The sequence below is a fragment of the Providencia sp. PROV205 genome, assembly GCF_028479505.1.
GTDB classification, from domain to species: domain Bacteria; phylum Pseudomonadota; class Gammaproteobacteria; order Enterobacterales; family Enterobacteriaceae; genus Providencia; species Providencia huaxiensis.
The window spans coordinates 143,638-169,866 of record NZ_JAMPNU010000005.1 but is presented as its reverse complement, the minus strand read 5'-3'; the positions used below and the strand labels follow the sequence as shown (position 1 = coordinate 169,866).

16 protein-coding genes and 1 pseudogene are annotated in these 26,229 nt (G+C 42.8%); 3 read left to right on the top strand and 14 right to left on the bottom strand.

The annotated features are described in order from the left end of the window. The first annotated feature begins 312 nt into the window (after positions 1-312). The 3 genes from PR800_RS05760 to thiD all read left to right on the top strand — a co-directional run bounded on the left by PR800_RS05760 (position 313) and on the right by thiD (position 3,696). Positions 313-1,869 carry a YjjI family glycine radical enzyme gene (locus tag PR800_RS05760; protein WP_272530378.1) on the top strand — a complete coding sequence of 519 codons (1,557 nt, stop codon included), beginning with the start codon at positions 313-315 and terminating at the stop codon, positions 1,867-1,869. Then, positions 1,841-2,707: a YjjW family glycine radical enzyme activase gene (locus PR800_RS05755; RefSeq protein WP_166264762.1), complete on the top strand. Its 867-nt coding sequence runs from the start codon at positions 1,841-1,843 to the stop codon at positions 2,705-2,707. The genes PR800_RS05760 and PR800_RS05755 overlap by 29 nt, the downstream gene beginning before the upstream one ends. 191 nt (positions 2,708-2,898) lie before the next feature. Beyond that, positions 2,899-3,696 carry a bifunctional hydroxymethylpyrimidine kinase/phosphomethylpyrimidine kinase gene (gene thiD, locus PR800_RS05750; protein ID WP_102139810.1) on the top strand — a complete coding sequence of 266 codons (798 nt, stop codon included), beginning with the start codon at positions 2,899-2,901 and terminating at the stop codon, positions 3,694-3,696. 47 nt (positions 3,697-3,743) lie between these two features. Here thiD and yegS read toward each other — a convergent pair whose 3' ends face one another. From yegS to purM, 14 genes and pseudogenes are all read right to left on the bottom strand, one after another. Next, entirely contained in the window at positions 3,744-4,643 is a 900-nt protein-coding gene (gene yegS / locus PR800_RS05745) for a lipid kinase YegS (RefSeq protein WP_166264764.1), read from the bottom strand. 461 nt (positions 4,644-5,104) lie between these two features. Continuing rightward, entirely contained in the window at positions 5,105-6,490 is a 1,386-nt protein-coding gene (gene trhP / locus PR800_RS05740) for a prephenate-dependent tRNA uridine(34) hydroxylase TrhP (RefSeq protein ID WP_272530376.1), read from the bottom strand. Between the two features lie 128 nt (positions 6,491-6,618). Next, entirely contained in the window at positions 6,619-7,332 is a 714-nt protein-coding gene (gene baeR, locus PR800_RS05735) for a two-component system response regulator BaeR (RefSeq protein ID WP_102139813.1), read from the bottom strand. Then, positions 7,329-8,717 (bottom strand): two-component system sensor histidine kinase BaeS, encoded by a 1,389-nt coding sequence (gene baeS, locus PR800_RS05730; RefSeq protein ID WP_102139814.1) that lies wholly within the window; start codon positions 8,715-8,717, stop codon positions 7,329-7,331. The genes baeR and baeS overlap by 4 nt, the downstream gene beginning before the upstream one ends. Then, a complete protein-coding gene (gene mdtC / locus PR800_RS05725) occupies positions 8,707-11,808 on the bottom strand; it encodes a multidrug efflux RND transporter permease subunit MdtC (RefSeq protein WP_272530374.1) in 3,102 nt (1,033 codons plus the stop codon). The genes baeS and mdtC overlap by 11 nt, the downstream gene beginning before the upstream one ends. Then, the gene (locus PR800_RS05720; protein ID WP_166264773.1) at positions 11,808-14,930 is read right to left on the bottom strand and encodes an MdtB/MuxB family multidrug efflux RND transporter permease subunit; all 3,123 of its coding nucleotides are present in this window, start codon (positions 14,928-14,930) and stop codon (positions 11,808-11,810) included. The genes mdtC and PR800_RS05720 overlap by 1 nt, the downstream gene beginning before the upstream one ends. Next, the gene (locus tag PR800_RS05715; RefSeq protein ID WP_102139817.1) at positions 14,930-16,174 is read right to left on the bottom strand and encodes an MdtA/MuxA family multidrug efflux RND transporter periplasmic adaptor subunit; all 1,245 of its coding nucleotides are present in this window, start codon (positions 16,172-16,174) and stop codon (positions 14,930-14,932) included. Before PR800_RS05715 ends, PR800_RS05720 begins: the two co-directional genes overlap by 1 nt. A 248-nt stretch (positions 16,175-16,422) precedes the next feature. Next, positions 16,423-17,775, bottom strand: a complete 1,353-nt coding sequence (locus tag PR800_RS05710) for an MFS transporter (RefSeq protein WP_102139818.1) — start codon at positions 17,773-17,775, stop codon at positions 16,423-16,425. Between the two features lie 585 nt (positions 17,776-18,360). Continuing rightward, a pseudogene (gene mgtE / locus PR800_RS05705) lies at positions 18,361-19,647 on the bottom strand (magnesium transporter); the annotation flags it as partial. A 360-nt stretch (positions 19,648-20,007) separates the two neighbouring features. Further along, a complete protein-coding gene (locus tag PR800_RS05700) occupies positions 20,008-21,537 on the bottom strand; it encodes an exopolyphosphatase (RefSeq protein ID WP_206276769.1) in 1,530 nt (509 codons plus the stop codon). Between the two features lie 4 nt (positions 21,538-21,541). Next, on the bottom strand, positions 21,542-23,611 hold the full coding sequence (gene ppk1 / locus PR800_RS05695; protein WP_102139821.1) for a polyphosphate kinase 1: 2,070 nt from the start codon (positions 23,609-23,611) through the stop codon (positions 21,542-21,544). 54 nt (positions 23,612-23,665) lie between these two features. Next, complete coding sequence (gene speG, locus PR800_RS05690; protein ID WP_102139822.1) at positions 23,666-24,253, bottom strand: spermidine N1-acetyltransferase; 588 nt, start codon at positions 24,251-24,253, stop codon at positions 23,666-23,668. A gap of 236 nt (positions 24,254-24,489) precedes the next feature. Beyond that, on the bottom strand, positions 24,490-25,128 hold the full coding sequence (purN, locus tag PR800_RS05685; protein ID WP_210842928.1) for a phosphoribosylglycinamide formyltransferase: 639 nt from the start codon (positions 25,126-25,128) through the stop codon (positions 24,490-24,492). Continuing rightward, positions 25,128-26,168, bottom strand: coding sequence for a phosphoribosylformylglycinamidine cyclo-ligase (gene purM / locus PR800_RS05680; protein ID WP_272530373.1), 1,041 nt, complete (start codon positions 26,166-26,168; stop codon positions 25,128-25,130). Before purM ends, purN begins: the two co-directional genes overlap by 1 nt. Positions 26,169-26,229: the final 61 nt, after the last annotated feature.

Here is a 26,229-nt window from a genome sequence, read left to right as displayed (position 1 = left end):
ATAAGAAAAATAAAGTGCCATTCATTATTTTTGTAGTTAACGTTATGTAATAGAAAGATATTTTTTATTATCTAGGTGATTGCGACTAGTCATGTTGATAGAGCAGACATTTATGAAAAATAGCGTGCAAACAAATCCAAAAAGTATGACGCACATCAAATAATGACTTGTCTCAATGAGATGAAATGGATCACATAGGCGGCAGGTATAAGCTGCGGTATGTCAACACGGCTAGGAGCTAGTCTTTAAAGGTTTATGGCATATATATTGCTGTGAATTACCTTGGCTTCTAACTAAAAAAGGAACGTCACCATGATGAAACGCCAAGAACCACTGACTGAGTACCAAGCTAAATGCTTGGCTATCGCCACAGACAAAATATTATCACCAAAACAAAAAGCCAATTTTTTAGCGGCAGAGGCAGATAGCCATATTCCATATCTTGCAATGAGCCAGCCCCTTGCTGATGCGTTAGATGAACGTGTTATTTGTGATATGTATGAAGGAAATGCTCCGTATAAGCCACGTTATGTATTGCCTGACTACGTAAAATACCTCAAACAAGGTTCGGTATACTTAGAATTAGCCCCCGCAGAGGATTTTGATGACGCACTTAATCATCTGATGATTTTGTATCATCATGTGCCGTCGGTAACCAATTTCCCAGTATTTTTAGGGTATTTAGATAAACTTCTCATGCCATATGTGGGGGAGTTGACAGAAGAACAGCTGTATCCAAAGTTAAAAAGGTTTTGGATACAGTTAGACCGAACACTGCCCGATGCCTTCATGCATGCCAATATTGGCCCGGATGACAACGTTATTTGCCGCTTGATTTTACGCATTGATGCGGAACTGAAACAAGTCGCACCTAATCTGACATTTGTTTATCATCCACAGCGCACACCGGAGTCACTTTTCTTACAAGCGATTGAAAGCATTTGTGAATGCAGTAAACCGCATATTGCAAATGATATCATTCATAGTGCGGCATTTGATGAACAAGGTTACGGTATTGTCAGTTGTTATAATGCGTTGCCCGTTGCGGGTGGGGGAAGTACTTTAGTTCGTATTAATTTACGTGAAGTTGCATTACGCAGTCAAAATTCAGCCGATTTTTTAAATGTGCAATTGAAAAAATATTGTGAGTTACAAATGGAACTCATTGAAACACGTAGCGCATTTTTATTTGAGGAGTCTAATTTCTTCCAAACCAGCTTTCTTGTGCAAGAAGGGTTAATTGAGCCTGAACGTTTTGCCCCTATGTTTGGTATTTACGGTTTAGCAGAAGCTGTGAACATCCTGATGGAAAAAGACGGAATGAAAGGCCAGTATCAGGCAAATTCACCGGCCTTGCCATTGTCTTATCAAATCAGCGAGCAGCTAGCTGACTTTGTTGAAACGACCCCCGTTAAGTATGGCTATAAAGGCCGAGCGATGCTCCATGCTCAATCAGGGATCAGCTCGGATATCGGGACAACACCGGGGGCTCGTATTCCATACGGTGAAGAACCAGACCCGGTGTCACACATTCAAGCGGTAGCTCCCCATCACAAACACTATTTGTCTGGGATCAGTGACATTTTAACCATTGACGAAACGATTAAGCAGAACCCGCAAGCCTTAATGCAATTATGTAAAGGGGCGTTTAGTTGTGGAATGCGTGAGTTTACTGCAAATGTGGCAAGTAATGATTTAGTTCGCGTTACGGGCTATATGGTGCGTTTATCAGATATAGAGAAATATAAAGAGCAAGGTTCTAGAAGCAATACTACCTGGTTAGGTGAAGAGGCGACTAAGAACTGTAAAATTACAGCCCGTCAGCAGCGAGTCATCAGCAATGAGCAATCGATGCGCTACGCTGAATAAGGTTATTCCTTTTTCCTGCGTAGATGGGCCGGGTAATCGACATGTTATTTTTTTGCAAGGTTGCAACTTACGTTGTCTGAATTGCCATAATCCATATACCATGTCGCTCTGCGACCATTGTGGGGACTGTGTTTTAACCTGTCCTCACAATGGGTTATCGTTTGTTGACGGCAAGGTGGTATGGGATAGCGATGCTTGCCAGCTCTGCGATACTTGTTTGCAGACGTGCACTAAGAATTCAAGCCCGATGACCGTATCATTAAGTGTTAATGATGCCCTCAATGACTTAAAGAAAAATGTTGCTTTCCTGAATGGTGTAACCGTCAGTGGCGGAGAGGCAACAACACAATTACCCTTTATTATTGAATTGTTTAAAGCGATTAAAGCGGCACCGGAACTCAAGCATTTAACCTGCTTTATTGACAGTAATGGACACCTTGCTTCTGCAGGGTGGAATAAAGTGATTGAGTATACGGATGGCGTGATGATTGACTTAAAATCATGGGGTGATGAGTGCGCATTAAGATTAACAGGAAAAGATAACCAACGTGTTTTTCAATCGGTTCAATTTCTGGCCCAAGCGGGGAAATTATATGAATTGCGTTTATTGTATATTCCTCAGCAAACAGATTACCAAGAACATATTGATAAACTTGCTGATTTTTTAAATAAACTCCCTGAAAACACACGGATAAAAATTAACGCCTTCCAGCAACATGGGGTTAAAAATGAAGCCGCTAACTGGCCTGCGGCAACCCAAACGGAAGTGGAGGCATTTGCTCAACAGTTACAATCGCGAGGTGTGGGTAACATTCATTTGCCTAATGTGTACTTATAAGCCATGCTAATTTTTCCTATGTGAGATATTCCCTCTTTTTATCTAAGTCATTAAAATTCATTCACTAACCTCTGGTATTTGTTAAATGTTATGAGACAATCAATGCGGTTTTATTGTTTGATTTAAAATGATTTCAGTAAACCTCGCTTATCAATCTATTCAATTGCTTTAGCTGAAAAGGGGAGTCACTCATGAGGATCAATGCGTTAACTATCGCCGGAACAGACCCATCGGGTGGGGCGGGTATTCAGGCGGATTTAAAAACTTTCTCTGCATTAGAGGCTTATGGTACGAGTGTGATGACGGCATTGGTGGCTCAAAATACCCAAGGCGTGCAATCTGTCCAAGACTTACCTCCTGAATTTGTGGCGGCACAATTAGACTCAGTCCTCAGTGATGTGCGAATTGATAGCGCAAAAATCGGCATGTTATTTAACCAAAGTAATATCGCGGTAGTGGCGAATGCGTTGAAACAGTATCCAATTCCGTATGTGGTATTGGATACGGTAATGGTGGCTAAAAGTGGTGACCCGTTATTATTACCGGATGCAGTTGATGCGCTACGCCAACAACTATTACCCCTTGTTTCGATTATTACACCGAACCTACCTGAGGCAGCGGTATTGTTAGATGAAAAAGTCGCACAAACGGAAAGCCAAATGTTGAGCCAGGGGTATAAATTACTTGAAAAAGGTTGCCAAGCGGTATTGATGAAAGGCGGGCACCTAAGTGATGCTGAAAGCCCCGATTGGCTAATCACGCCAGAGGGTGAATGGCGTTTTACCTCTATTCGCATAAAGACTAAAAACACTCATGGGACAGGGTGTACTTTGTCAGCGGCTTTGGCTGCATTGCGCCCTCGTTGTGCAGATTGGCAAGACGCTGTAACACAGGCGAAAGCTTATTTACAAGCTGCTTTGGAACAAGCGGATAGCTTAGAAGTCGGGAAGGGGATTGGCCCGGTTCATCACTTCCACGCATGGTGGTAGCCTTTAAAGACTGAAAGCCCTGAATACAAGGGCTTTCATGACGTGTTTTAAGCCAATAAGTTACATTGGGGAGGTAACCGACACTGAATGGCATTTGGCTGCACAGTGAAGGTAAAGGTGTCTCCCGATAATGGCTCGCCATCTAGGTTTAAGATCATATCGTGAGGTGATGAAATTTTTATCCATGATAATGGCTTTTCGACCAAGTGCTCGTTTTTATCGGTTGAAAATAAATTCGATAAAAATGCCGGTATGACATCCCTTGCAGGAATAATCAGTAAGTTTAGTGTGCCATCATTAATGAGTGCTTGCGGTGTCAGTTGTTGCCCTCCGCCCGCTTGGCGGCCATTTCCAACCGCGATGACTAACGTTTCACCCTCCCAACTAAAGTTTTCCCCCTCAATATGGCAAATATCTGTTTTCAGCGTGTCAGGGCGCAGTAAGCCGTTTATCACATAAGCTGCACCGCCTAATGCCGATTTTAGTGCTTCAGGTGTTTCAGTGGTAATACGCGTCCCAAAGCCGCCAGTGGCCATATTGAGGAAGTAATACTGTTCATTGACTTGCGCAATATCAATGGGGACAGATTTCCCTTTTAATGAGAGTGCTAAGGCGGCTTCAATATCTATTGGAATATTTGCGCTGGTGGCGAAGTCATTTGCCGTGCCCATCGGAAGAATACCTAAAACAGGGCGAGACTCGCTAGGGAACTTCATTAAAGTACTGGCAACGGCATTTACAGTACCGTCACCTCCAGCCGCAATGATGGTATCAATACCGTGTTTTATCGCCTGAGAAATAAAATAATACGTATCATCCATCTCCCAAGGAATACGGACTTGAATTTGATGGCCTTCTTTACGCAAGTGAGTAATGGCTTTTCGCAGCTCAACGTGATTTGCTTGCTTACCATTAAGGATAATCATAGCTGACTTATATTGATTCATAAATACCCATCCATTCGGCTTAACGTACGTCAATATTCGTTAAAATGAGTATAAATGGATTAACAAAATAGGGATGCGCTTTTTTTGTTTTTTTGCAGAAAAAGCGTTGGTAAGAGAAATGAAATGCAAATCGCAGATAAAAGAAATGGCTAGCTCAAGGGAGATTGAGCCAGCCAAGGAGGTGGTTCCTAGTCTTATTTTATGACTTTCTAGTTCTTCATTTTCGAGAGTGACTATACGATATTGAATAACCAATTGATGTGATCTGTTGCATAAAATTGGATATTCGGTGCATTTTTTAATGAAAATGTCAATAACGCGAATAATTCTCATATAAGAAAAAGCATATAAAGTAAAAATAATATCATTTTATAGGTAAAAAAAAGCCAAAATATCAAAGTATTAAACGATGAAGTTTTGGCTTTTAGTTAGCAGATTATTTAACAATAAAGGCGTGGTGACTAGCCAGCAATTTGTTTTTCTGCCTTAGTTTGATGAGGAGCTCGGGTCGTTGTGCCTGCTAGGTTACGGATCAACAAACCAAAGTTAACATCGACATCTTCAGGGATAGGGAGATAAACCACATGGCCGTTACCAGGTGCAACATCAATTGCTTCGCCTTTGCGGTTTGTTAAGGCGTCTAAGGTAAAGACAATATTCCCTGCAGGGGTCATCATTTCTAGGCTGTCACCAACGCTAAATTTGTTTTTTACATCAACTTCAGCCATACCATTGACACGTTTCCCTGTAAATTCCCCCACAAATTGTTGAGTTTCAGAAACCGAATAGCCATATTCATAAGTTTGATAGGCATCATGGGTGTGGCGACGTAAGAAACCTTCAGTGTAACCACGGTGTGCTAAACCTTCTAAGGTGGATAGCAACGTTGGGTCAAAGGGTTTTCCTGCAACAGCATCGTCAATTGCACGTCTATAGACTTGTGCAGTACGTGCACAGTAATAAAACGATTTTGTACGGCCTTCAATTTTTAATGAGTGAACGCCCATTTTTGTTAGGTTTTCAACGTGCTCAATTGCGCGCAAATCCTTCGAATTCATGATATACGTGCCGTGTTCATCTTCAAAGGCGGTCATATATTCGCCTGGACGTTTGGCTTCTTCTATCATAAAGACTTTATCTGTTGGCGCACCCGCACCTAGGGTTGGCGCCACATTTTGTACAGGGATAGGTTCATGCACATGGACAATATTACCCACATCATCTTCTTTACCTTCTTGTACGTTGTATTCCCAGCGGCAAGCATTGGTGCAAGTCCCTTGATTTGGGTCGCGTTTATTAATGTAACCAGAAAGTAAACAACGGCCTGAATAGGCCATACAAAGGGCGCCATGGACAAAAACTTCAAGTTCAATTTCAGGAACTTGTTGGCGAATTTCAGCAATTTCTTCGAGGGATAATTCGCGGGATAAAATCACCCGTGTTAAGCCCATTTGTTTCCAGAACTTCACGGATGCCCAGTTAACGGCATTCGCCTGTACAGATAAATGAATATCCATCTCAGGAAACGCTTCACGAACCATCATAATAAGGCCAGGATCTGACATAATCAGTGCATCTGGGCCCATTTCAATGACGGGGGTTAAATCACGAATGAAGGTTTTTAATTTCGCATTATGGGGAGCAATATTCACGACCACATAAAATTTTTTACCCAGCTCATGGGCTTCTTGAATGCCTTTAGCTAAGTTTTCGTGATTAAATTCGTTATTGCGTACGCGTAAGCTGTAACGGGGTTGGCCTGCATAAACGGCATCTGCGCCATACGCAAAAGCGTAGCGCATGTTTTTTAAAGAACCGGCAGGGGACAAAAGCTCTGGTGTAAACATGGTTATTCTCTATCTGATATCAAGTCAGCACTCACTCTTATGAGAGAGTGTTTTTAAGGGATGTGGATTTTACGCCTATTTGATAAAAAAACCAAATATCCCACAAAAATAGTATGTCTATTGGTTAGTTAATATTCATCCCAACGGTAGCCAAGACCATATATTGAGCGAATAAAGGTTTTTTCGTTATCGAGAGATTCTAATTTACGGCGTAAATTTTTGACGTGGCTATCAATGGTACGGTCAGTGACTACGCGGTGGTCGTCATATAAGATATCCAGTAACTGGTCACGGGAAAACACCATACCCGCATTGTCAGACATAAATTTGAGTAACCGAAATTCAGCGGGTGTCAGTTCAAGTAACTGTGAGCCATAGCGTACTTGAAAAGCATTTTCATCAATAATCAGTTTGGTTTGGTTATCGTTATTCGTTTGGCTGTTGTGCGCTGCCATGTTTGGCTGGCAACGACGTAAAATGGTTTTGACACGAGCCACAACTTCTCGCGGGCTAAAGGGTTTACAAATATAGTCATCAGCCCCAATTTCTAACCCTAATAAGCGATCAATTTCTTCAGTTTTTGCTGTCACCATAATAATGGGAACATCACTAAATTTTCGCAGTTCACGGCACACGGATATGCCGTCCATACCGGGTAACATTAAATCTAATAAAATAAGTGCGGGTTGATGTTGTTTAACATAGTCGATAACTTCATCACCACGCGCAATTAATGCGGGTTGATAGTTTGCAGCGTGTAAATAGTCAAACAGCAGTTGGCCTAATTTGGGTTCATCTTCCACAACCAAAATAGGGATATTGCTCTGTTCAGCCATGATCATAACCCTTTATCTTTTAATTGAATCGGTAAATTAATGGTAATTTTGACACCACCTAATGATGACGGTGTCGCGGAAATTGTACCATGATGAGCCTCAACAATATTATAGCAAATGGCCAGACCTAAACCGGAGCCGCCACTGGCACGATTACGAGAGCCTTCAGCGCGGTAAAAACGCTCAAATAAATGTTGGCATTGCTCAGCAGTAAGCCCTGGGGCGCTATCTTGCCAAATTATATTGAGCTGGTGTTGGTCTTGTGTGACTTGGATGGCAATTTTACCGTGCGGATCGGTATAGCGTAAGCTGTTTTCCATTAAATTATAGAACAACTGGGTGATGCGGTCAGGGTCTGCAAATACGTAGCCTTGCGCAATAAATTGCCGTTCAACCGAAAGTTGTTGGTCTTCTAACCGCCAGCGAGCTTGGCCTATTGCCATTTCAATTAAAGGAATGATATCGGTAAGTTGCATACGGTAGACCAATGAGCCTCTATCCGATAACGAGAGCTGGTGGAGGTCATTAACCAGCTTAATTAAAGTTTGGGTTTCATTGAGTAGGGAATTAATTGTTTCGGGAGTGGCTTGCCGAACGCCATCTTGCACCGCTTCTAATTCGCCTCGTAGAACTGACAACGGCGTGCGGAGTTCATGGGAAATATCCGCCATATAATCACGCCGCATTTGTTCGTTTTTTTCAAGGGTCGAGGCCAGATGGTTAAAATCTTTAGCCAGTTGCCCAAGCTCATCGCGGCCAGATTCAGGAACCCGCGTAGCAAAGTCACCATTGGCGAGCCGGTTAGTGCCTTCGAGTAACCGCTTGATGGGTTTTAAAAAACTACGGGCAAGGAACAATGTGGCAACCAGAGCCACAAATAAAGACAGCCCAGCGATGATCCAGCTAGTGTACATCTGTTTGGTATCAAAACGGCGGTCAAGGGCGCTGCTAATCCCCGTTTCATAACTGGCAACAAGCCAGCCGACGGTATCTCCCTTGCTGGTAATAATAGGTTCACGGAGTACTTTGCTAGGTAAAGGCGTGTCTTGTCCGAAAATCAGCTTGTCCTGTGTATCATAAACCCAAAAAATTGTTCGCCAACGCTGGCGCATAGGGCCACGGTGTTGTTGGTGCTCTACTGAGCGCAAAATACGAAAGAAAATGCGTTCATTACCAATTAGAAAACCCCAATTGCCCATCTCTTCATACTGTTCCGCAAGGGCGGAAGAAACCAGCTCAACACGCTGTTGGTCATTTTCCTTTATATAATCAATAAAGCCGTGTTGAAAGCTCATGCGTACGCCTTGGTGCATAATCAGCACTAGCAATAAGCATGTTGCAAAAATAGCCAAAAAAAGCCGAGTGCTTACACTATTCAACCTAAGCTTCATGGTTATTCTCCGCGATTTTCTGCGTTAATGATTTTTTTCGCAGCCAACGTTGTCTCAAGCTATCAAAACTTAAATACACAACAGGAGTGGTAAATAAGGTCAGTAATTGGCTCATTATTAAGCCACCGACAATCGTGATCCCGAGGGGCTGGCGTAATTCCGCACCATCACCACTACCTAGCATTAACGGTAGAGCACCAAAAATGGCCGCGAGTGTCGTCATTACAATCGGGCGAAAACGTAATAAACAGGCACGGAAAATGGCTTCTTGGGCCGTTAAACCCGCCGTTCTTTGTGCTTGAATAGCGAAATCCACCATAATAATGGCGTTCTTCTTGACGATCCCAATTAATAGCATGATGCCAATTAAGGCGATTAAACTAAATGGAGTGTCGAATAGTTCAAGGGCTAGTAATGCACCGACTCCTGCAGAAGGGAGGGTTGATAAAATAGTCAGTGGATGAATATAACTTTCATACAATATGCCCAGTACTAAATAAACAGTCACGATGGCGGCTAAGATTAAAAACAATTGTGATTGTAAGGTTTCTTGGAATATCTGTGCCGTTCCTGCAAAAGAGCCTCTTACTGTTGATGGCACGCCAAGTGCGGTCATGGTTTTTTCAATTTCGACAATGGCATCATTTAAGGTATAACCGTCTGCGACATTAAACGCAATAGTGGATGACGCTGATAGCCCTTGGTGATTCACGCTTAATGGGGCATTGGCAGGCTGCCAACGCGCAAAATAAGACATAGGGATCGCTTCACCATCTTTATTGATAACAAACATCTTATCGAGGGAGCTGACATCTTGCGTATATTCAGGGGCAACTTCCATCACCACTTTATATTGGTTCATTGCTTCATAAATAGTGGAAACTTGGCGCTGACCAAATGCATTGTTGAGCAAGCTGTTGGCTTCACGAACATCAATACCTAATTGGGCCATTAAGTCCCTGTCGTAGGTGAGCGCCATTTCTGCGCCTTTGTCTTCCTTATCGGAGTTCACATCGGTCAGCTGTGGTAATTCGCCAAGTGCTTTACGGATAGCAGGTTCCCAGTCACGTAATGCAGAAAGCTCATCTGCAAGCAGGGTAAACTGGTAGCTGGCATTGGCTTGTCGGCCACCGACTCGAATATCTTGCACTGGCATCATAAACAGGTTAGCCCCCGGTTCATTGGCTAATTTCGCGCGTAATCGATTAATGACTTCAGCTGAGCTTTCCGTGCGTTCACTCAGTGGCTTTAATGAAATATACATAAAACCGCTATTTACCCGACTACCGCCAGTAAAGCCGGTGACATTATCTGTCGCTGGGTCGGCTTTAACTTGCTGCATAAAACGGGTCATTTTCTCTTTCATCGACTGGAATGAAATGCTTTGGTCTGCGCGAACAAAGCCCAGCACTCGGCCAGTGTCTTGTTCAGGGAAGAACGTTTTTGGAACGGTGACATACAGGTAAACGTTTAAGCCGATTGTGGCAAATAGCACCGCGAGAACACTACGGCGATGTCCAAGCACCCATTTTAAAGCAACGCCATAACTTTCTTGCAAACGCAATAACACACGGCCAAACCCACGATGCTTGGCTTTGACGTTGTGAGGGCGTTTCTTCAGTAAGTAAGCACACATCATAGGGGTGAGCGTTAATGAGATCACCAAAGAAATACCGATAGCGGTTGCAAGGGTAATGGCAAATTCGCGGAATAAACGGCCGACCAGTCCATCCATAAGCAGTAGCGGAATAAAAACAGCCACTAAGGAAATACTCATGGAAACGACGGTAAAGCCGACTTCATGCACGCCTTTAACCGCCGCAATAAACGGTTTTTTACCATTTTCGATATGACGCGAGATATTTTCTAATACGACAATGGCATCATCAACCACAAAACCCGTCGCAACCGTTAATGCCATCAATGACAAGTTATTTAAACTAAAGCCACATAAATACATGGCTGTAAAAGTTCCAATCAATGAAACGGGGACGGCAATTGCAGGGATCAAAGTAGCGCGACCTGAACGTAGGAACAACAGCACCACGAGGATCACCAAGGCAACGGCAATCAGTAAGGCGCGTTCAACTTCAGCTAAAGATGCGCGGATGGTTGGTGTCCGGTCTTGTGCCACTTTTAGCTCAATGGCGGCAGGGATCATGTCATTGAATTCAGGTAACTCAGCACGAATTCGATTCACTGTTTCAATGATATTGGCACCCGCTTCGCGGCGAATAACAATCAAAATAGCCGGTTTACCGTCTGCCATACCGGCAGCGCGTACGTTTTCAATGGAATCTTTAACATTGGCGACATCGCTGAGCTTTACAGCATTGCCTTGACTATAATGAACAATAATTGGCCGATAATCTGCCGCTTTTTTTAACTCATCATTAGTCTGTACTTGATAACGTTTTTCGTCATCATTGATATAGCCTTGCGGTTGGCGAACGTTAGCACTACTGATGGCTGAGCGCACGGCATCAAGGGAAACCCCTTGATTAAATAGGGCAGTTGGGTTGAGTTCAACCCGCACGGCAGGGAGCGAGCCGCCACCAACTGAAACTTCACTAACCCCTTCAATTTGGGCAATTCGTTGGGCTAAGCGCGTTGAAGCAATATCATAAATCTCACCAGTATTCAGGGTGTCTGAGGTCATGGTCAAAATCATAATTGGCGCATCAGACGGGTTTGACTTGTAATAACGTGGGCGGCTTGGCATTCCGCTGGGCAATAAGTTCTGTGCGGCATTAATCGCGGCTTGCACTTCACGTGCCGCGTTATTAATGTCTTTGTCGAGATTAAATTCAAGGGTAATGGTGGTTCGACCAAGCGCACTGCTTGAGGTCATTTCACTAATACCTGCAATACTGCCTAAAGAGCGTTCAAGCGGCGTCGCTACGGAGGAGGCCATGGTTTCGGGTGATGCCCCAGGAAGTGACGCTGTCACGTTAATCACAGGGTAATCCACTTGAGGCAACGGAGAAACCGGTAAAAACAGAAAACTGAGGGCACCACACAAGGTAATCGCGACGCTAATAAGCGTGGTTGCTACCGGGCGGCTAATAAACAGAGCAAAGAAGCGCTTCATTATGACACCTGTGCCTTCTTCGCTTGGCGACGGTCTTTAAAGTAATGAGAAAGACGGTCGAACAATAAGTAAATAACCGGTGTGGTAAATAAAGTGAGGATTTGGCTCATAATTAAGCCGCCAACCATACAAATTCCTAATGGCTGGCGTAATTCAGCACCGACACCGGTACTTAGCATCAATGGTAAGGCACCCAGCAAGGCCGCCATGGTGGTCATTAAAATTGGGCGAAAACGCAGCAAGCATGCTTGGTAGATGGCATCATAAGGGGACATTCCCTGTTCACGCTCTGCCGCAAGGGCAAAGTCAATCATCATAATGGCATTCTTTTTCACGATACCAATTAATAAGATGATGCCGATGACCGCAATAACATCAAGATCTTTCCCTGCCATCATTAAAGCGAGTAGTGCGCCAACCCCGGCTGTCGGTAGGGTAGACAAAATAGTAATCGGGTGAATGAAACTTTCATATAAAATGCCCAATACGATATACATCGCCACAATCGCAGCTGCAATTAACCAAATAGTGCTGCTTAATGCCGCTTCAAAGGCTAAAGTCGCCCCTTGGAATTGTGTGGTAATGGATTTTGGCATAGCAATTTGTGATTCGGCCAATTTGACGGCATTGACGGCTGACTCAAGCGAAGCGCCATCCGCCACATTAAACGAGAATGTCACAGCGGGGAATTGGTCGAGGTGATTAATGGCTAATGGCCCATTACCTTCTTGAATATTCACTAAAGTGCTCAGTGGCACAATGGCTCCATCAGTGCCTTTTAGACGGATATCATTCAGCGCATCCATACCATCACGGGTTTGTGTGTCATGTTCTAATATCACACGATATTGATTTGACTGCGTATAGATAGTCGAAATCATTCGCTGTCCAAATGCATTATATAAAGCGTTATCAATGGCTGACATCGTGATACCAAAACGGCTTGCTGTATCGCGGTTTACATTCACATAAGCAACTAGCCCTTTATTTTGCCAATCACTACTGACATCAGTGAGTTCAGGTTGTTGTTCTAGGGCGTCTAACAAGCGTGGAACCCAAGTGGTTAATTCCTCTAGTGAACCGGCTTGTAAAGTGAATTGATACTGCGTCCGTGCAACTTGCGTATCGATGGTGAGATCTTGCATGGGTTGCAGATATAAATTCACCCCTGCAATGTTATCCACGGATTGTTGTAGACGATCAATAATCGCCACCACTCTATCTTCACGCTGATCAAGGGGCTTTAAGGTAATTTGCAAGCGTGCATTGTTTAATGTTGGGTTATTCCCATCAACCCCCACATAGGTGGTGACATTGTCGACCGCAGGATCTGCTAATAGCTTTGATGCGACTTCTTGCTGCTTCTGAGCCATGGCATCAAAAGAAATGGATTGACGGCTTTCAATTGAGCCTTGAATAATTCCACTGTCTTGCAACGGGAAAAACCCTTTTGGGATCCACATATACAGCAAAACAGTCAGTACCATGGTGCCAAGTGCCACAGAAAGGGTTAACCATTGGTGATTAAGAATACGCTTTAACCAAATTGCGTATCCAGCAACCATATGGTCAAAAAAGCGCTCACACGCTAGTTCAAAACGGTTATGTTTATGTTGTGACTCCGGTTTTAATAAACGGGCGCACATCATTGGGGTTAACGTCAAAGAGACGACAGCGGAGATCAAAATAGCCACAGCCAAGGTAATGGCAAATTCGCGGAATAACCGACCGACAATATCCCCCATAAATAACAGAGGAATTAACACCGCAACCAAAGAAAAGGTGAGGGAGATAATGGTAAACCCGATTTCACCTGCCCCTTTGAGTGCAGCGACCAGTGGTTTATCGCCTTTTTCTAAATAGCGAGAAATATTTTCAATCACCACAATCGCATCATCGACCACAAAACCGGTGGCGATGGTTAAAGCCATTAGCGTGAGGTTGTTGACAGAAAAACCACAAAAGTACATCACAGCAAAAGTACCAACGAGCGACAGTGGTACGGCAATGCCTGGTATTAAGGTGGCAATTCCATTGCGTAAAAACAAGTAAATCACCATCACCACGAGGGCAATAGCTAACATTAACTCAAACTGTACATCATTAACGGACGCTCGAATGGTACTGGTTCTATCAGTTAAAATATCGACATTAACCGATTTAGGTAAACTTTCAATTAATTCAGGTAACAGCGAACGAATGGTATCGGTGGTTTCAATCACGTTAGCGCCGGGCTGCCGCTGAACATTGATCACAATCGCTTGTTCATTATTCGCCCATGCCCCTAAATAGGCATTTTCAGCCCCTTGTGCAATCGTTGCGATATCACCTAAACGCACTGGCGCACCATTTTGGAAGGCCACAATAAGTTGACGATAGTCGTCAAGTGACTTCATTTGGTCGTTAGCAGAAAGTGTAACCGCCCGCGTAGGGCCATCGAAGCTCCCTTTGGCGGAGTTGACGTTTGCATTGTTAATGGCAAGGCGGATCGTTTCGCTATCCAGCCCTTTGGCTGCCATGGCTTGTGGGTTTAAATTCACGCGAACAGCAGGTCGCTGGCCACCCGCTAAGGTGACTAAGCCTACCCCATTAACTTGGGATATTTTCTGGGCAATTCGCGTTTCAATAATATCCTGTACCTGCGTTAACGGCATTGCATCAGAGGTAACCGCTAAGGTGAGAACAGGCGGGTCAGCAGGGTTAACCTTATTATAAATCGGAGGATAAGGTAAATCAGAAGGCAGTAAGCTACTGGCGGAGTTAATCGCAGCTTGAACTTCTTGTTCCGCAACCTCTAGAGGTAACGTTAATTGGAACATTAATGTGATAACTGATGCTCCCCCTGAACTTTGCGATGACATCTGTTTAAGACCCGACATTTGCCCAAACTGTGTTTCCAATGGCGCAGTCACCGCAGAGGTCATCACATCGGGGCTGGCTCCCGGGTAAAGGGTAACAACTTGAATTGTCGGGTAATCGACTTCGGGCAGGGCTGAAACAGGTAAGAAGCGATAGCCGATGATCCCTGCAAGTAATATAGCCACCATGAATAATGTGGTAGCAACAGGGCGCAAAATAAATAAACGAGAAGGCCCACCGCCTTTTAACATTTCAGGCTGCATTACGCTTTCTCCGCGCTATTCGGTTTACCTTTGCGAGGCTCTTTTTTGGCAATGCTTTCAGGGGTAACGACTTCAACCGTTGTGCCATCGGTGAGTTTATCAACACCATCGGTGATGACTTTGGTATTTGCAGCAAGTCCGCTTTCAATAACCACTTGTTGGCTGTCTTGCATACCCACGGTTACATTGTGTTTGCTGACTTTATTATCATCACTTAATATCCAGACATAATGGCCTTCATTACCCATTTGCAGTGCTGCTGTTGGGATCACCACAGCATTTTGTAGCGTTTCAACTTGCATTTTTACGTTAACAAATTGATTTGGAAAAAGTTTTTCTTCTTCATTAGTAAAGCGCGCTTTTATTTTCAGCGTGCCTGTCGCGGCATCAATTTGGTTATCAGTACTGAGTAGCTCACCACTTGCGATTAGCGCGATATTGTTTCTGTCCCAAGCTTCAATCAACACTTTCTCACCAGAGGATTGGGCCTGTTGGATAGCGGGAATATCGCCTTCAGGTAACGCAAAAAGGACATCTGCAGGTTGAGTTTGCGTGATAACAACAAGAGGGGTTGAGGTTCCCGCAGAGATAAAGTTTCCGACATCCACTTGTTTTAAACCAACACGCCCTGAAATTGGAGCGGTAATTTTACTGTAGGTTAACTGAAGTTTGGCGTTGTCGACGGCTGCTTGGTCGACTTTAATACTGCCTTGAGCCTGTAAGACCGCCGCTTTTTGGTTATCTAGCTCTTGTTGCGAAATCACTTTAGTACCAGCAAGCTTTTGATAACGAACTAAATCTAATTGTGCATTCGCTAATGTTGCTTTGTCTTTAGCCAATTGGCCTTCCGCTTGTGATAGCTGAACTTCAAATGGGCGAGGGTCAATTTGTGCCAATAAATCTCCCTTATTGACGTGTTGCCCCTCGGTAAAATACAGCTGCATTAACTGGCCTTCAACACGGCTGGTTACTGTGACAACATTTGCAGCCTGTACTGTGCCTAAACCTGATAAAAAGCGAGGAACAACTTTTTGTTCAGCCACGGCAAACTGCACAGGAGCTAAAACACGTGGTGGGCGGCCCATTGCGCTTCGCTGTGAATTCGGTTTTGCTACCGCATCAGTAGATTGTGTATCTGATTGTTTTTCTTGATGATAAAAATACCAAGAAGCGCCAGCTGCCGCAATAATGGCAATAAAAATGGCAGAGCGAATAAAAGGTTTACGTTGTTTTTGTTTATTCATTTTGGGTAATTCGCTTAACTCAAAAAAGTGGATGAGATCCGTCAGGCTGTATACTAAAAAACTAACAAAAAAGAGTCAGTTAGACATATTAGTAGTTTAACGTGATAGGTACAAAAAAAAATGGAGGAAATATGAATAAGTGTCAATTTCTGTACTTATCGGCTTCTGCGCTTGTAAAGGTGGGAGTAGGCGAAATTAACTTTTTTATGAAATAGATTTGCACCCTAATAAATAGGGTGCAATAGATTTTATAGACTAGAAGTGTTTAGGACTGCAGATTTTTCGTTTGAAGGCTCAGAATTGACGGTCCACCCCTTCCAAGATAATGGGATAAAGGCCACAGCAACCGCTAATAATGAGACGCCAGCGACATAATAAGCCGGTGCCATGTGAGACTGCTGCAACCAAGCTCCGGTCAATATTGGTGTTAAACCACCAAAAATTGCATAAGCCACATTGTAAGCGAATGACAGGCCAGAGTAGCGAATTTCAGGTGGAAATGCGCGGGTACTGATAATCGGTGTGGTTGCAATCGCACCAACAAAGAAGCCCATCAAACCATAGTTGAAAATCAACGTACTTGCAGCAATATCAGTGGATAATGACGAATAGAAGTAAATTGCGGTTACGGCTAACCCACCCCACGATAAAGTCATTGAGGTACGTGTGCCAGTTTTATCGCCTAACCAACCCCAGAAGATACAGCCTAATGTTAAGGTTAAAGTCGCTGCACAGTTGGCTTGCAATGCAATATTACGGTCAATGTTATAGATCCCTTTTAACACAACATCAGGTGTCATCAAAATGGTCACAACGATGGCGGTTGATAATGACCACGTCAGTGCAGCGGTGATCATACAAGCTTGTTTATGAGATTTAATGACGGTTTTGACTGGTAACTCTTGTGATAAGGCTTTTTTGGCTGCCAGTTCTTTGAATATCGGAGTTTCTTGTAAAAAGCGACGTAAATACACAGAAATAAACCCAAAAATACCACCAAGAATAAATGGAATACGCCATGCAAAATCATGAATTTCAGTTGTGCTATAAGAACGCTCAATAATAATGGCGACGATAGAGCCTAATAAAATACCACCAGTGATCCCAGAAGTCAGTGTACCAACCCCTAAGCCATAGCGTTGTTTTGGTGTATGTTCTGCAATGAATACCCAGGCACCTGGCATTTCACCACCAATCGCGGCACCTTGCATAATACGCATTAACAGCAGTAATAATGGCGCGGCAGCACCAATGGTTTCAAAAGTAGGTAAGAAACCAATAACAAATGTTGGAAATGCCATTAAGAAAATACTGAGGGTAAACATTTTCTTGCGGCCAATTTTATCCCCGAAGTGAGCCATAATAATGCCACCAAGAGGGCGGGCAAGGTAACCTGCTGCAAATAGACCCAGTGTTGCCATTAGTGCGAGAAATTCGTTATCCCCTGGGAAAAATAGCTGGGAAATAATTTTTGCGTAAAAAACAAAGATAACGAAGTCGTAAAACTCAAGAGTTCCCCCTAAAGAGGATAAGCCTAATGTTTTATAGTCTTCTTTGCCCAAAGGCCTCGCAGAGGGCTGGCTGGCGGTTTGCGGTGTCATTATAGTTTCCTTCTAACTACCTGAAATACTAAATTGCATAAATTCAAAATAATAAGCATTGGCTCATAATAATGAGCTAATCATTTTTATTGGTGCAGATAAGAGGTATAAAACGTTGGGTGGGTATAACTTAGTTTAATACACAGTATCTTTTTTGCATGTGTATATTTATAGCAGGAAATTCTATATTCTGTAAACCTCAACCCCAAAAACAAGCTCAACATTCCAGTTAGTTTGCTTTTGTTAGGTTATTGATTTGGTGTGACGATAAATAACCTTATATGATGTTAATAATATTAATTTTGCAGAATATCGTATATTTAAATTAGCCAGTTATAGTGTTAATAATATTTAATTTAATAAATTCTTACTGAATTATAGTAAGTAAATATTACCTAATTATTTTCTATTATAATTAATTTTATTAATCAAGATAAACTAAATAACTATAAAAGCATTTAATTAGCAGATAAATGAAATGGCTGTTTGTGGAATTTTGGTTTTTTAGCTGGGTTTTATTGTTGGAGGGAGTGTTTTGTAAATCACACGCGCCCAGCAGGGACACAGGACGCGTGCAAAGCAAATTTAAACGAGGAAAAGAGTGGCTAAACCAAGGAAAATAAAGAAACCGCCTGTATCTGTGATAGCGGTGATCATCACGCTAGAACCGATAGCAGGGTCCTTGCCCATTTTCAGCATAATGAGTGGGATCAGCACCCCCATAATCGCGGCCATTAACAAGTTTAAGATCATCGCTAATGTCATGACTGCGCCCATAGCGATATCGCCATACAGGAAATAGGTGACCACACCCATTATTCCTCCCCAAACAACCCCATTAATAAAGGCGACACCAAGCTCCCTTAACATTAAGAAAGAGAAACTGTTGTTTTGTATTTGGTGCAGGGCAATGGCACGAACAATCATGGTAATGGTCTGGTTCCCCGTATTACCGCCAATTCCTGCAACAATAGGCATTAATGTGGCAAGGGCAACCAATTGGGAAATCGTATCTTCAAAAACGCCAATCACACGTGAAGCGACAAAGGCGGTACATAAGTTAATGGCTAACCATGTCCAACGGGTTTTAACGGCTTGGCCGACAGGGGCGAAAACGTCTTCTTCAGGGCTTAACCCCCCCATACGACGAATGCTGTTATCGTTTTCTTCACTAATATTATCAACGATATCTTCAACCGTCAGGCGGCCCATTAGTAGGCCGCTGTTATCGACAACAGCCGCAGAAATTAAGTCATAACGTTCGAACGCACTCGCTGCATCTTCGCCTTTTTCATCCGGTAAGAAGGTCACAGTGTCGGTTTTCATAACGTCAGCGACTATTTTTTCAGGGGATTGCGTTAAAATAGTGGTTAGTGGCAATTCACCTTGTAGATAATTATTGTTATCGACAACGAAAATTTTATCGGTCGCTTCTGGAACCTTGCCACGTTGGCGTAAATAACGTTGAACTGTCTTTAACGTTACATTTGGGCGTACGGTGACGAATTCAAAATCCATCATTTGGCCGACGCTATCTTTCGCATATTGTAAAACTTCGCGAATGCGGCTACGTAGGCTAGGTTCTAAGTAGGTAAGGAGCCGACGCATGGTGTCACGGGGTAAATGCTCAGCAATATAGGCTTGTTCGTCGACATGTAAGCTAGCAACTGCGCGCAATAGCTCTCTGTCAGACATATCCTTGATTAGGCTATCCCAAACAGAAACGGAAGCCTCAACTAACACTTCACCACGTTCGTTGTTATCAACAAGACGCCATAACGCAAGACGCTCATCATAAGGGAGCATTTCTAAGATATCGGCGATATCCGCAGTGTGTAAATCAAGTAGCAATTCTTTTACAAGACTAATTTTTTCACTAATTGCTTTGTCATCAATACTGACGTGTTGGTCATTTTCAACAAGCGCATGGACGAACTCTTCGTCGTCTAAAAATAACGTCAGGATTTGCTGGCGAATATGTGCCAGTTTTTGTGAATGCGGGTTGACTGTTGGCAACGCATCGGTTGAGAAAGCAGATTGTGACATTTTAATCCTTAAAGCAATAGCAGCGCAAAAGCGCTTTTTATGAATTCGCCTGCGAGCGGACGAAATTTATTATCATTATTGTCGCCTATTTAAATAATATATCAAATAGTTGAGTCAAATAAGCGGTGATTTTTAAGTCATCAAAGATGAATAATAAGAACAAATCACTACAATAATGGCCGCAAATTACTCATTTTCTGCACAAATAGTTAACGACCAACCGGGAACATCTTCCCAATAGCCACTTTCCTTTTCTAAATCTAATAACATCAATGCATTTTGCGCGAGATATTCAGATGGTAAATAGAGAGTCCAGTGCCCATCATCCGTTTCTATCCGTAACGAAGAAGGGATTGTTGTAGATTGGCGTTGATTATTTAACAAAATGGCTAGCCGCAAAATTTGAATAAGCGGCATAAATTGTTTTCTTTTAAATAAATTAAATTTAGGGATATCGTCATACTTGATAGCCCTTCGATGGTTTCGTACCAATGTTGCCAGTAATAACTGCTGTTCTTGGTTAAAACCCGGTAAGTTGGTATTTTGCAATATATAAGCAGAATGGCGGTGCATGCCACTATGATTAATACTTAACCCGACTTCATGAAGCATAACCGCCCATATTAAAATGGATTCCAATTGTGGATTGAGCTGCTTAGGGTTTTGTTGCCCCCACTGGAAATAGAGCTCTTCCATCGTTTTTAATACGCGTTTAGCTTGCTCCCTATCGATATTATAGTGCTCAGCAAGGCTTAATGCAGTACGCTGACGGATATCTTGGTGGCGAAAGCGGCCTTCCATTTCATATAAAACACCTTCACGCAATGCACCATCAGATAAACGTAACTCTTTAATTTCTAAGGAATCAAATACGGCAAGTAAAATGGCTAAACCTGGAACAAATACGTGCTTACGTTCATTAGAGAGACCGAGTATATTTAGTGCGCTAAATGACTTATATTTCAACGCCATTTGCTTGATTTCGATAAGGCGTTCACGGGTGATAATACCGTCTTTATAGCCTAATTCTTGTATCACACTATGGGCAGCTTTGATGGTGCCAGAGGCGCCCATCGCCACATCCCAAGTTTGTTTCTTAAATAAAATCGCGGTGCTTTCTAGCTTTAAGCAAGCCCCTAGGTAGGCTCGATTAAAAAACTCAGGGTTAATTTCTTCATTTGGGAAGTAAGTGCGAGCAAAGCTCACACAGCCCATCCGGCGGCTTTCAATCAAAAGCGGTTCAAACTTTTCACCAATGACTAACTCAGTTGAACCGCCACCGATATCAAGTACTAATTTGCGACCTTTCTCGGGTTGGGTATGTTCAACGCCCATAAAAATCAATCGAGCTTCTTCTTGGCCTGAAATGATTTCAATAGGATAGGGCATGATTTCTTTAGCACGTTGTAAAAACAGTTTTACATTGGTTGCGACACGTAATGAATGGGTGCCAACAATACACACATTTTCAGGGGAAAAACCTTGCAACCGTTCGGCAAACAACGCGAGGCAGGCAAGCCCACGCTCCATGGCTTCTTCACTTAATTCATTCGTGTCACTCAGACCATCCGCTAGGTGAACACGTTTTTTTAAACGGGTGAGAACTTGCAATGCACCGTTAACAATACGGGCAATGACCATATGAAAACTGTTGGAGCCCAAATCTATAGCCGCAATTTCTTGTGGTCTCGGTGTTGAGGCGTCGGTTATTGGCATATTTTTAAGCTCTTGTATCAGGTGTTTCGATTGATTTTAAATAATCATACACAGCAAGCTGGGCTTGGATTTTTCGTTTGTTTCCGCGTGGAACATAATGATTACTTAAATCTTTGTCAACATAACGTGCTTTTACGGTATCGCTAAATTGCAGCTCTAAAATATCCAACACCCGCTGTTTTAAATGTGGGTCGACTAAGCTAACGGCAACTTCAATGCGGTAGTCAATATTGCGCGTCATCCAGTCAGCGGAGGAAATAAAGACTTTTTCGTCACCCGCATTGGTGAAAACATAGACACGGTCATGCTCAAGGAAGCGGTCAACAATACTAGTTACTTGAATATTTTCACTGTAGCCAGCTTGACCCGCCACTAAAGAGCACATCCCCCTGACTAACAAACGAATTTTGACACCCGCATTGGAGGCATCATACAGTTTGTCAGTTAACTCTTTGTCGACTAAATTATTGATTTTTAATGTAATGCCACTGGGCCGTTCAGCGAGCGCATTCTCGATTTCTTGGTCAATTAAGGCCATTAAACGGATCCGTGTATTTTGTGGAGACACCATTAAATTATCGAAAGTCACTGGGCGGTAAGGGTTCTCAATAAAGCTAAATACCCGACGAACTTCGTTGGTGATCAGCTCATTTGCAGTAAGTAGGGAGTAATCGGTATAAAGCCGAGCAGTTTTTTCGTTAAAATTACCCGTACCAATATGGGCATAGCGAACGATTTGGCCTTCTTCCATGCGTGAGATAATAAACAATTTCGCATGGATTTTAAGCCCAGGCGCGGAAAAAATTACATGCACGCCCGCCTCCGTTAACCGTTTAGCCCAATGAATATTGGCGGCTTCATCAAACCGTGCTTGTAACTCAACGACTACCGTGACTTTTTTTCCATTATGGGCGGCATGGATAACGGAATCGATAATACGTGAGTCTTTCGCGACACGGTAAATATTAATTTTAATCGACAATACATTCGGGTCAAAAGACGCTTGGCGCAATAATTCTAAAGTATGTTCAAAGGTATAGTAGGGATAATACAACAGCACATCACGTTCACGAATGGCATCGAAACCGTTACGAAAATTATCAAACCAACGATGACGCAGCCTTGGCAATGGCTTGTTTAATAAGTTTTTATTTCCCTCATTCGGGAAGTTAATAAAATCTTTAAAATTGTGATAGCGACCGCCAGCAATCACTGAGTCATCACTGGATAACCCCAGTTTTTCACGTAAAAGAGCAACCATTTCGTCAGGCATATCACGTTGATAGACAAAACGGACAGGCTCTGCGGTTAAACGCTGTTTTAATGTGGATGACATTATCTCAAGTAAGCTCGATTCCATCTCTGTTGCGATGTCGTACTCTGCATCACGCGTCATTTTCATCGAATAGGCATTGAGCTTATCGTAATCAAAGAAGCCTTTGAAAATTTCATCCAGTGTATAACGAAGGATATTGTCAATTAAAATCATTGATTTGCGACGCTTTGGCATTTCAGGCGGTAGGTTAACAAACCGAGGTACTTTATCGGATGGAATTTCCAATAGTGCATATTGAATTTGGTTACCATTGATGATTTCAACGGCAAGATAAGTGTAGTCATCTTTTAGAAATTCAACGAGATTGGTATCAGGGTTAATTAATATTGGCGTAATATGCTGACGCAGATTCTGCCGGAAATATTGACGTAACCAAATCTGCTGGCGTGGAGAAATTTGGCGTTCGTTAATCAAGAATATTTGATTACGCGCCATTTCCAATAGTAAGTCATTATAGAGAATGTCGAACTCTTGTTCTTGTTTGGCGACTCTTGACTGAATTCTCTTTAGCAAGTGGCGAGCACCGCTTGCCGAACCCCGTTCTTCATTAATTAAAATACGGCGTTTGACGTCGGCGAAGCGGACTTTATAAAATTCGTCTAAGTTATTGGAATAAATTCCCAAAAAACGCATTCGTTCAATAAGAGGGTTACGCTTATCGGCTGCTTCTTGTAAAACTCGTTCGTTAAAAGACAGCCAGCTTAACTCTTTTTCATGATAGAGACGTTCTTGGGACATTCTAACTCCGTATTAGACTCTTGTTACTTTATGGCTATGATACCAGTCAGTTAGCTAAATGTGTTGTTTAATTGCTTTATCTTGGGTAATAACACTTTCTGGGTTTGCAAGTTGTTGTTTCATCGTAAAATACTGCTGCTGAAAAATACACATACGGATAGCAGTATGATAACGACCATTAACAAAGAATTCGTCGATCAGTTCGCCTTCAGTATGGAAGCCTAGTTTATTATAAATATGGATAGCTTTGACATTTTCTTTATCAACAATAAGATAAAGTTTATATAAGTTTAGTACGGAAAACGCGTAGTCCATTGCTAATTTTGCAGCACGACTCGCATAGCCATGACCTTGATGGCTTGGTGCAATGATAATCTGAAATTCAGAGCGTCGGTGAATATAATCAATTTCTACCAATTCGACTAGGCCAACTTTCTCACTGTCATTTTCTACAATAAAGCGGCGTTCAGACTGGTCATGAATATGTTTATCATAAAGATCGCTTAATTCAACAAAAGCTTCGTAAGGTTCTTCAAACCAATAACGCATAACACTGGCATTATTATCAAGCTGGTGAATAAATGCTAAATCTTCACGTTCAAGTGGGCGCAACCTAAACGGATGAACTTGCCCGGTAGTCATAAAAATACCTCTATTTAGTTAGGAAAAATGTTTTGTTTTTCGATTATAAGGATAACATTTATTTACGATAAAATAATGACACAGCACAGAGAGATTATCACCTTGTTGAAAAATAATTCATTTTACTTAGGGGGAAGCGGTTTAACTCAATACTGTTTTATGTTATTCCATGTGAAATACGACGAAAAAAGGGTGGATATCCACCCTTAAATCTATATTTTTCGCGGTTACGAAGGTTACTCGTTAGCATAACCTTGTTGCGGTAAAATTTTGTTATCTAACACGGCTTTGCCTTTTTGCATCGTTAATCGGCCACTGATGAACCACTCAACGACTAAAGGATAAATCGCATGTTCTTGGGTTTTTATCCGCTCGATAATATCGTCTTCGCTATCTTGCTCAAAGATAGGCACTTTGGCCTGTAAAATAACCGGCCCGCCATCCAGCTCTTCAGTAACGAAATGAACGGATGTACCATGCTCTTTATCCCCATTTTCCAACGCTTTACGATGTGTGTGTAAACCGGGGTATTTAGGCAATAAAGAGGGATGGATATTGAGTAATTTACCCGCAAAATGGTTGACGAATTGGGCTGATAAAATGCGCATAAAACCGGCTAACACGACTAAATCAGGCTGAAATTGGTCAACTTGTGCGAGTAAGGCAGCATCATAGGCTTGGCGGTCAGTATACTGTTTCGCATCTAAATAACAGGCTGGGATCTCAGCCTGTTGTGCTCGAACAAGACCATAAGCATTTTCTTGATTGCTGATAACAGCAACAATTTGAGCGCCAATTGCCCCAGAGTGGCAGCTATCAATCAATGATTGTAAATTACTGCCACTGCCAGAAATGAGGACAACAATTTTTTTCATTAGCGGATCACAACCTGCTCTTCACCTGCGGGTAATGCACCAATGGTACCGATTTGCCATGCGTTTTCACCAAGTTTGTTCAGCAGAGCAAGCGCATTTGCGACTTCCTGTTGTGGCAGGGCAATAATAATACCGACACCACAGTTGAACGTACGGTACATTTCGTGAGTGCTAACATCACCAGCTTGCTGTAGCCAGTTGAAGACAGCAGGCCATTGCCAGCTGCTACCGTCAATAATTGCTTGTGTGTTGTCAGGGAGTACGCGAGGAATATTTTCCCAGAAACCCCCACCTGTTATGTGTGCAATGGCGTGGATATCGCTATTTGCGATCAGTTCTAATACATTTTTAACGTAAATGCGTGTTGGCTCTAATAAGTGATCAGCTAAAGGTTTCCCATCTAATTGTGTTTCTTCTGGGTTAGTTTGACTGACTTCAAGGATTTTGCGAACTAACGAATAGCCATTTGAATGAGGGCCGCTAGACGCTAAGGCAATTAAAGCATCCCCAGTACTCACTTTGCTGCCATCGATGATTTCTGAGCGTTCAACTACGCCAACACAGAAACCAGCCACATCGTAGTCTTCACCATGGTACATCCCCGGCATTTCTGCGGTTTCACCACCAACTAACGCGCAACCCGATTGTTTACAGCCTTCAGCGATACCGGTGATCACACTCGCAGCGGTATCAACGTCCAGTTTACCGGTCGCGTAATAATCAAGGAAAAACAGAGGCTCTGCGCCTTGAACGATCAAATCATTGACACACATAGCGACAAGGTCAATCCCAATGGAGTCATGACGTTTTAAATCCATTGCTAAGCGTAATTTGGTACCGACACCGTCAGTGCCTGAAACTAAAACAGGCTCACGGTATTTTTGCGGTAGGGAACATAATGCACCGAATCCCCCAAGCCCGCCCATCACTTCAGGGCGGCGGGTTTCTTTTACGACACCTTTAATACGTTCAACCAAGGCGTTACCCGCATCAATATCAACACCGGCATCTTTATAGCTGAGAGAGGTTTTATCAGTCACTACGGCCCCCAAGGCAATTACATTTTTGAGAAAAATAACATCATTGACATTATTCTAACAG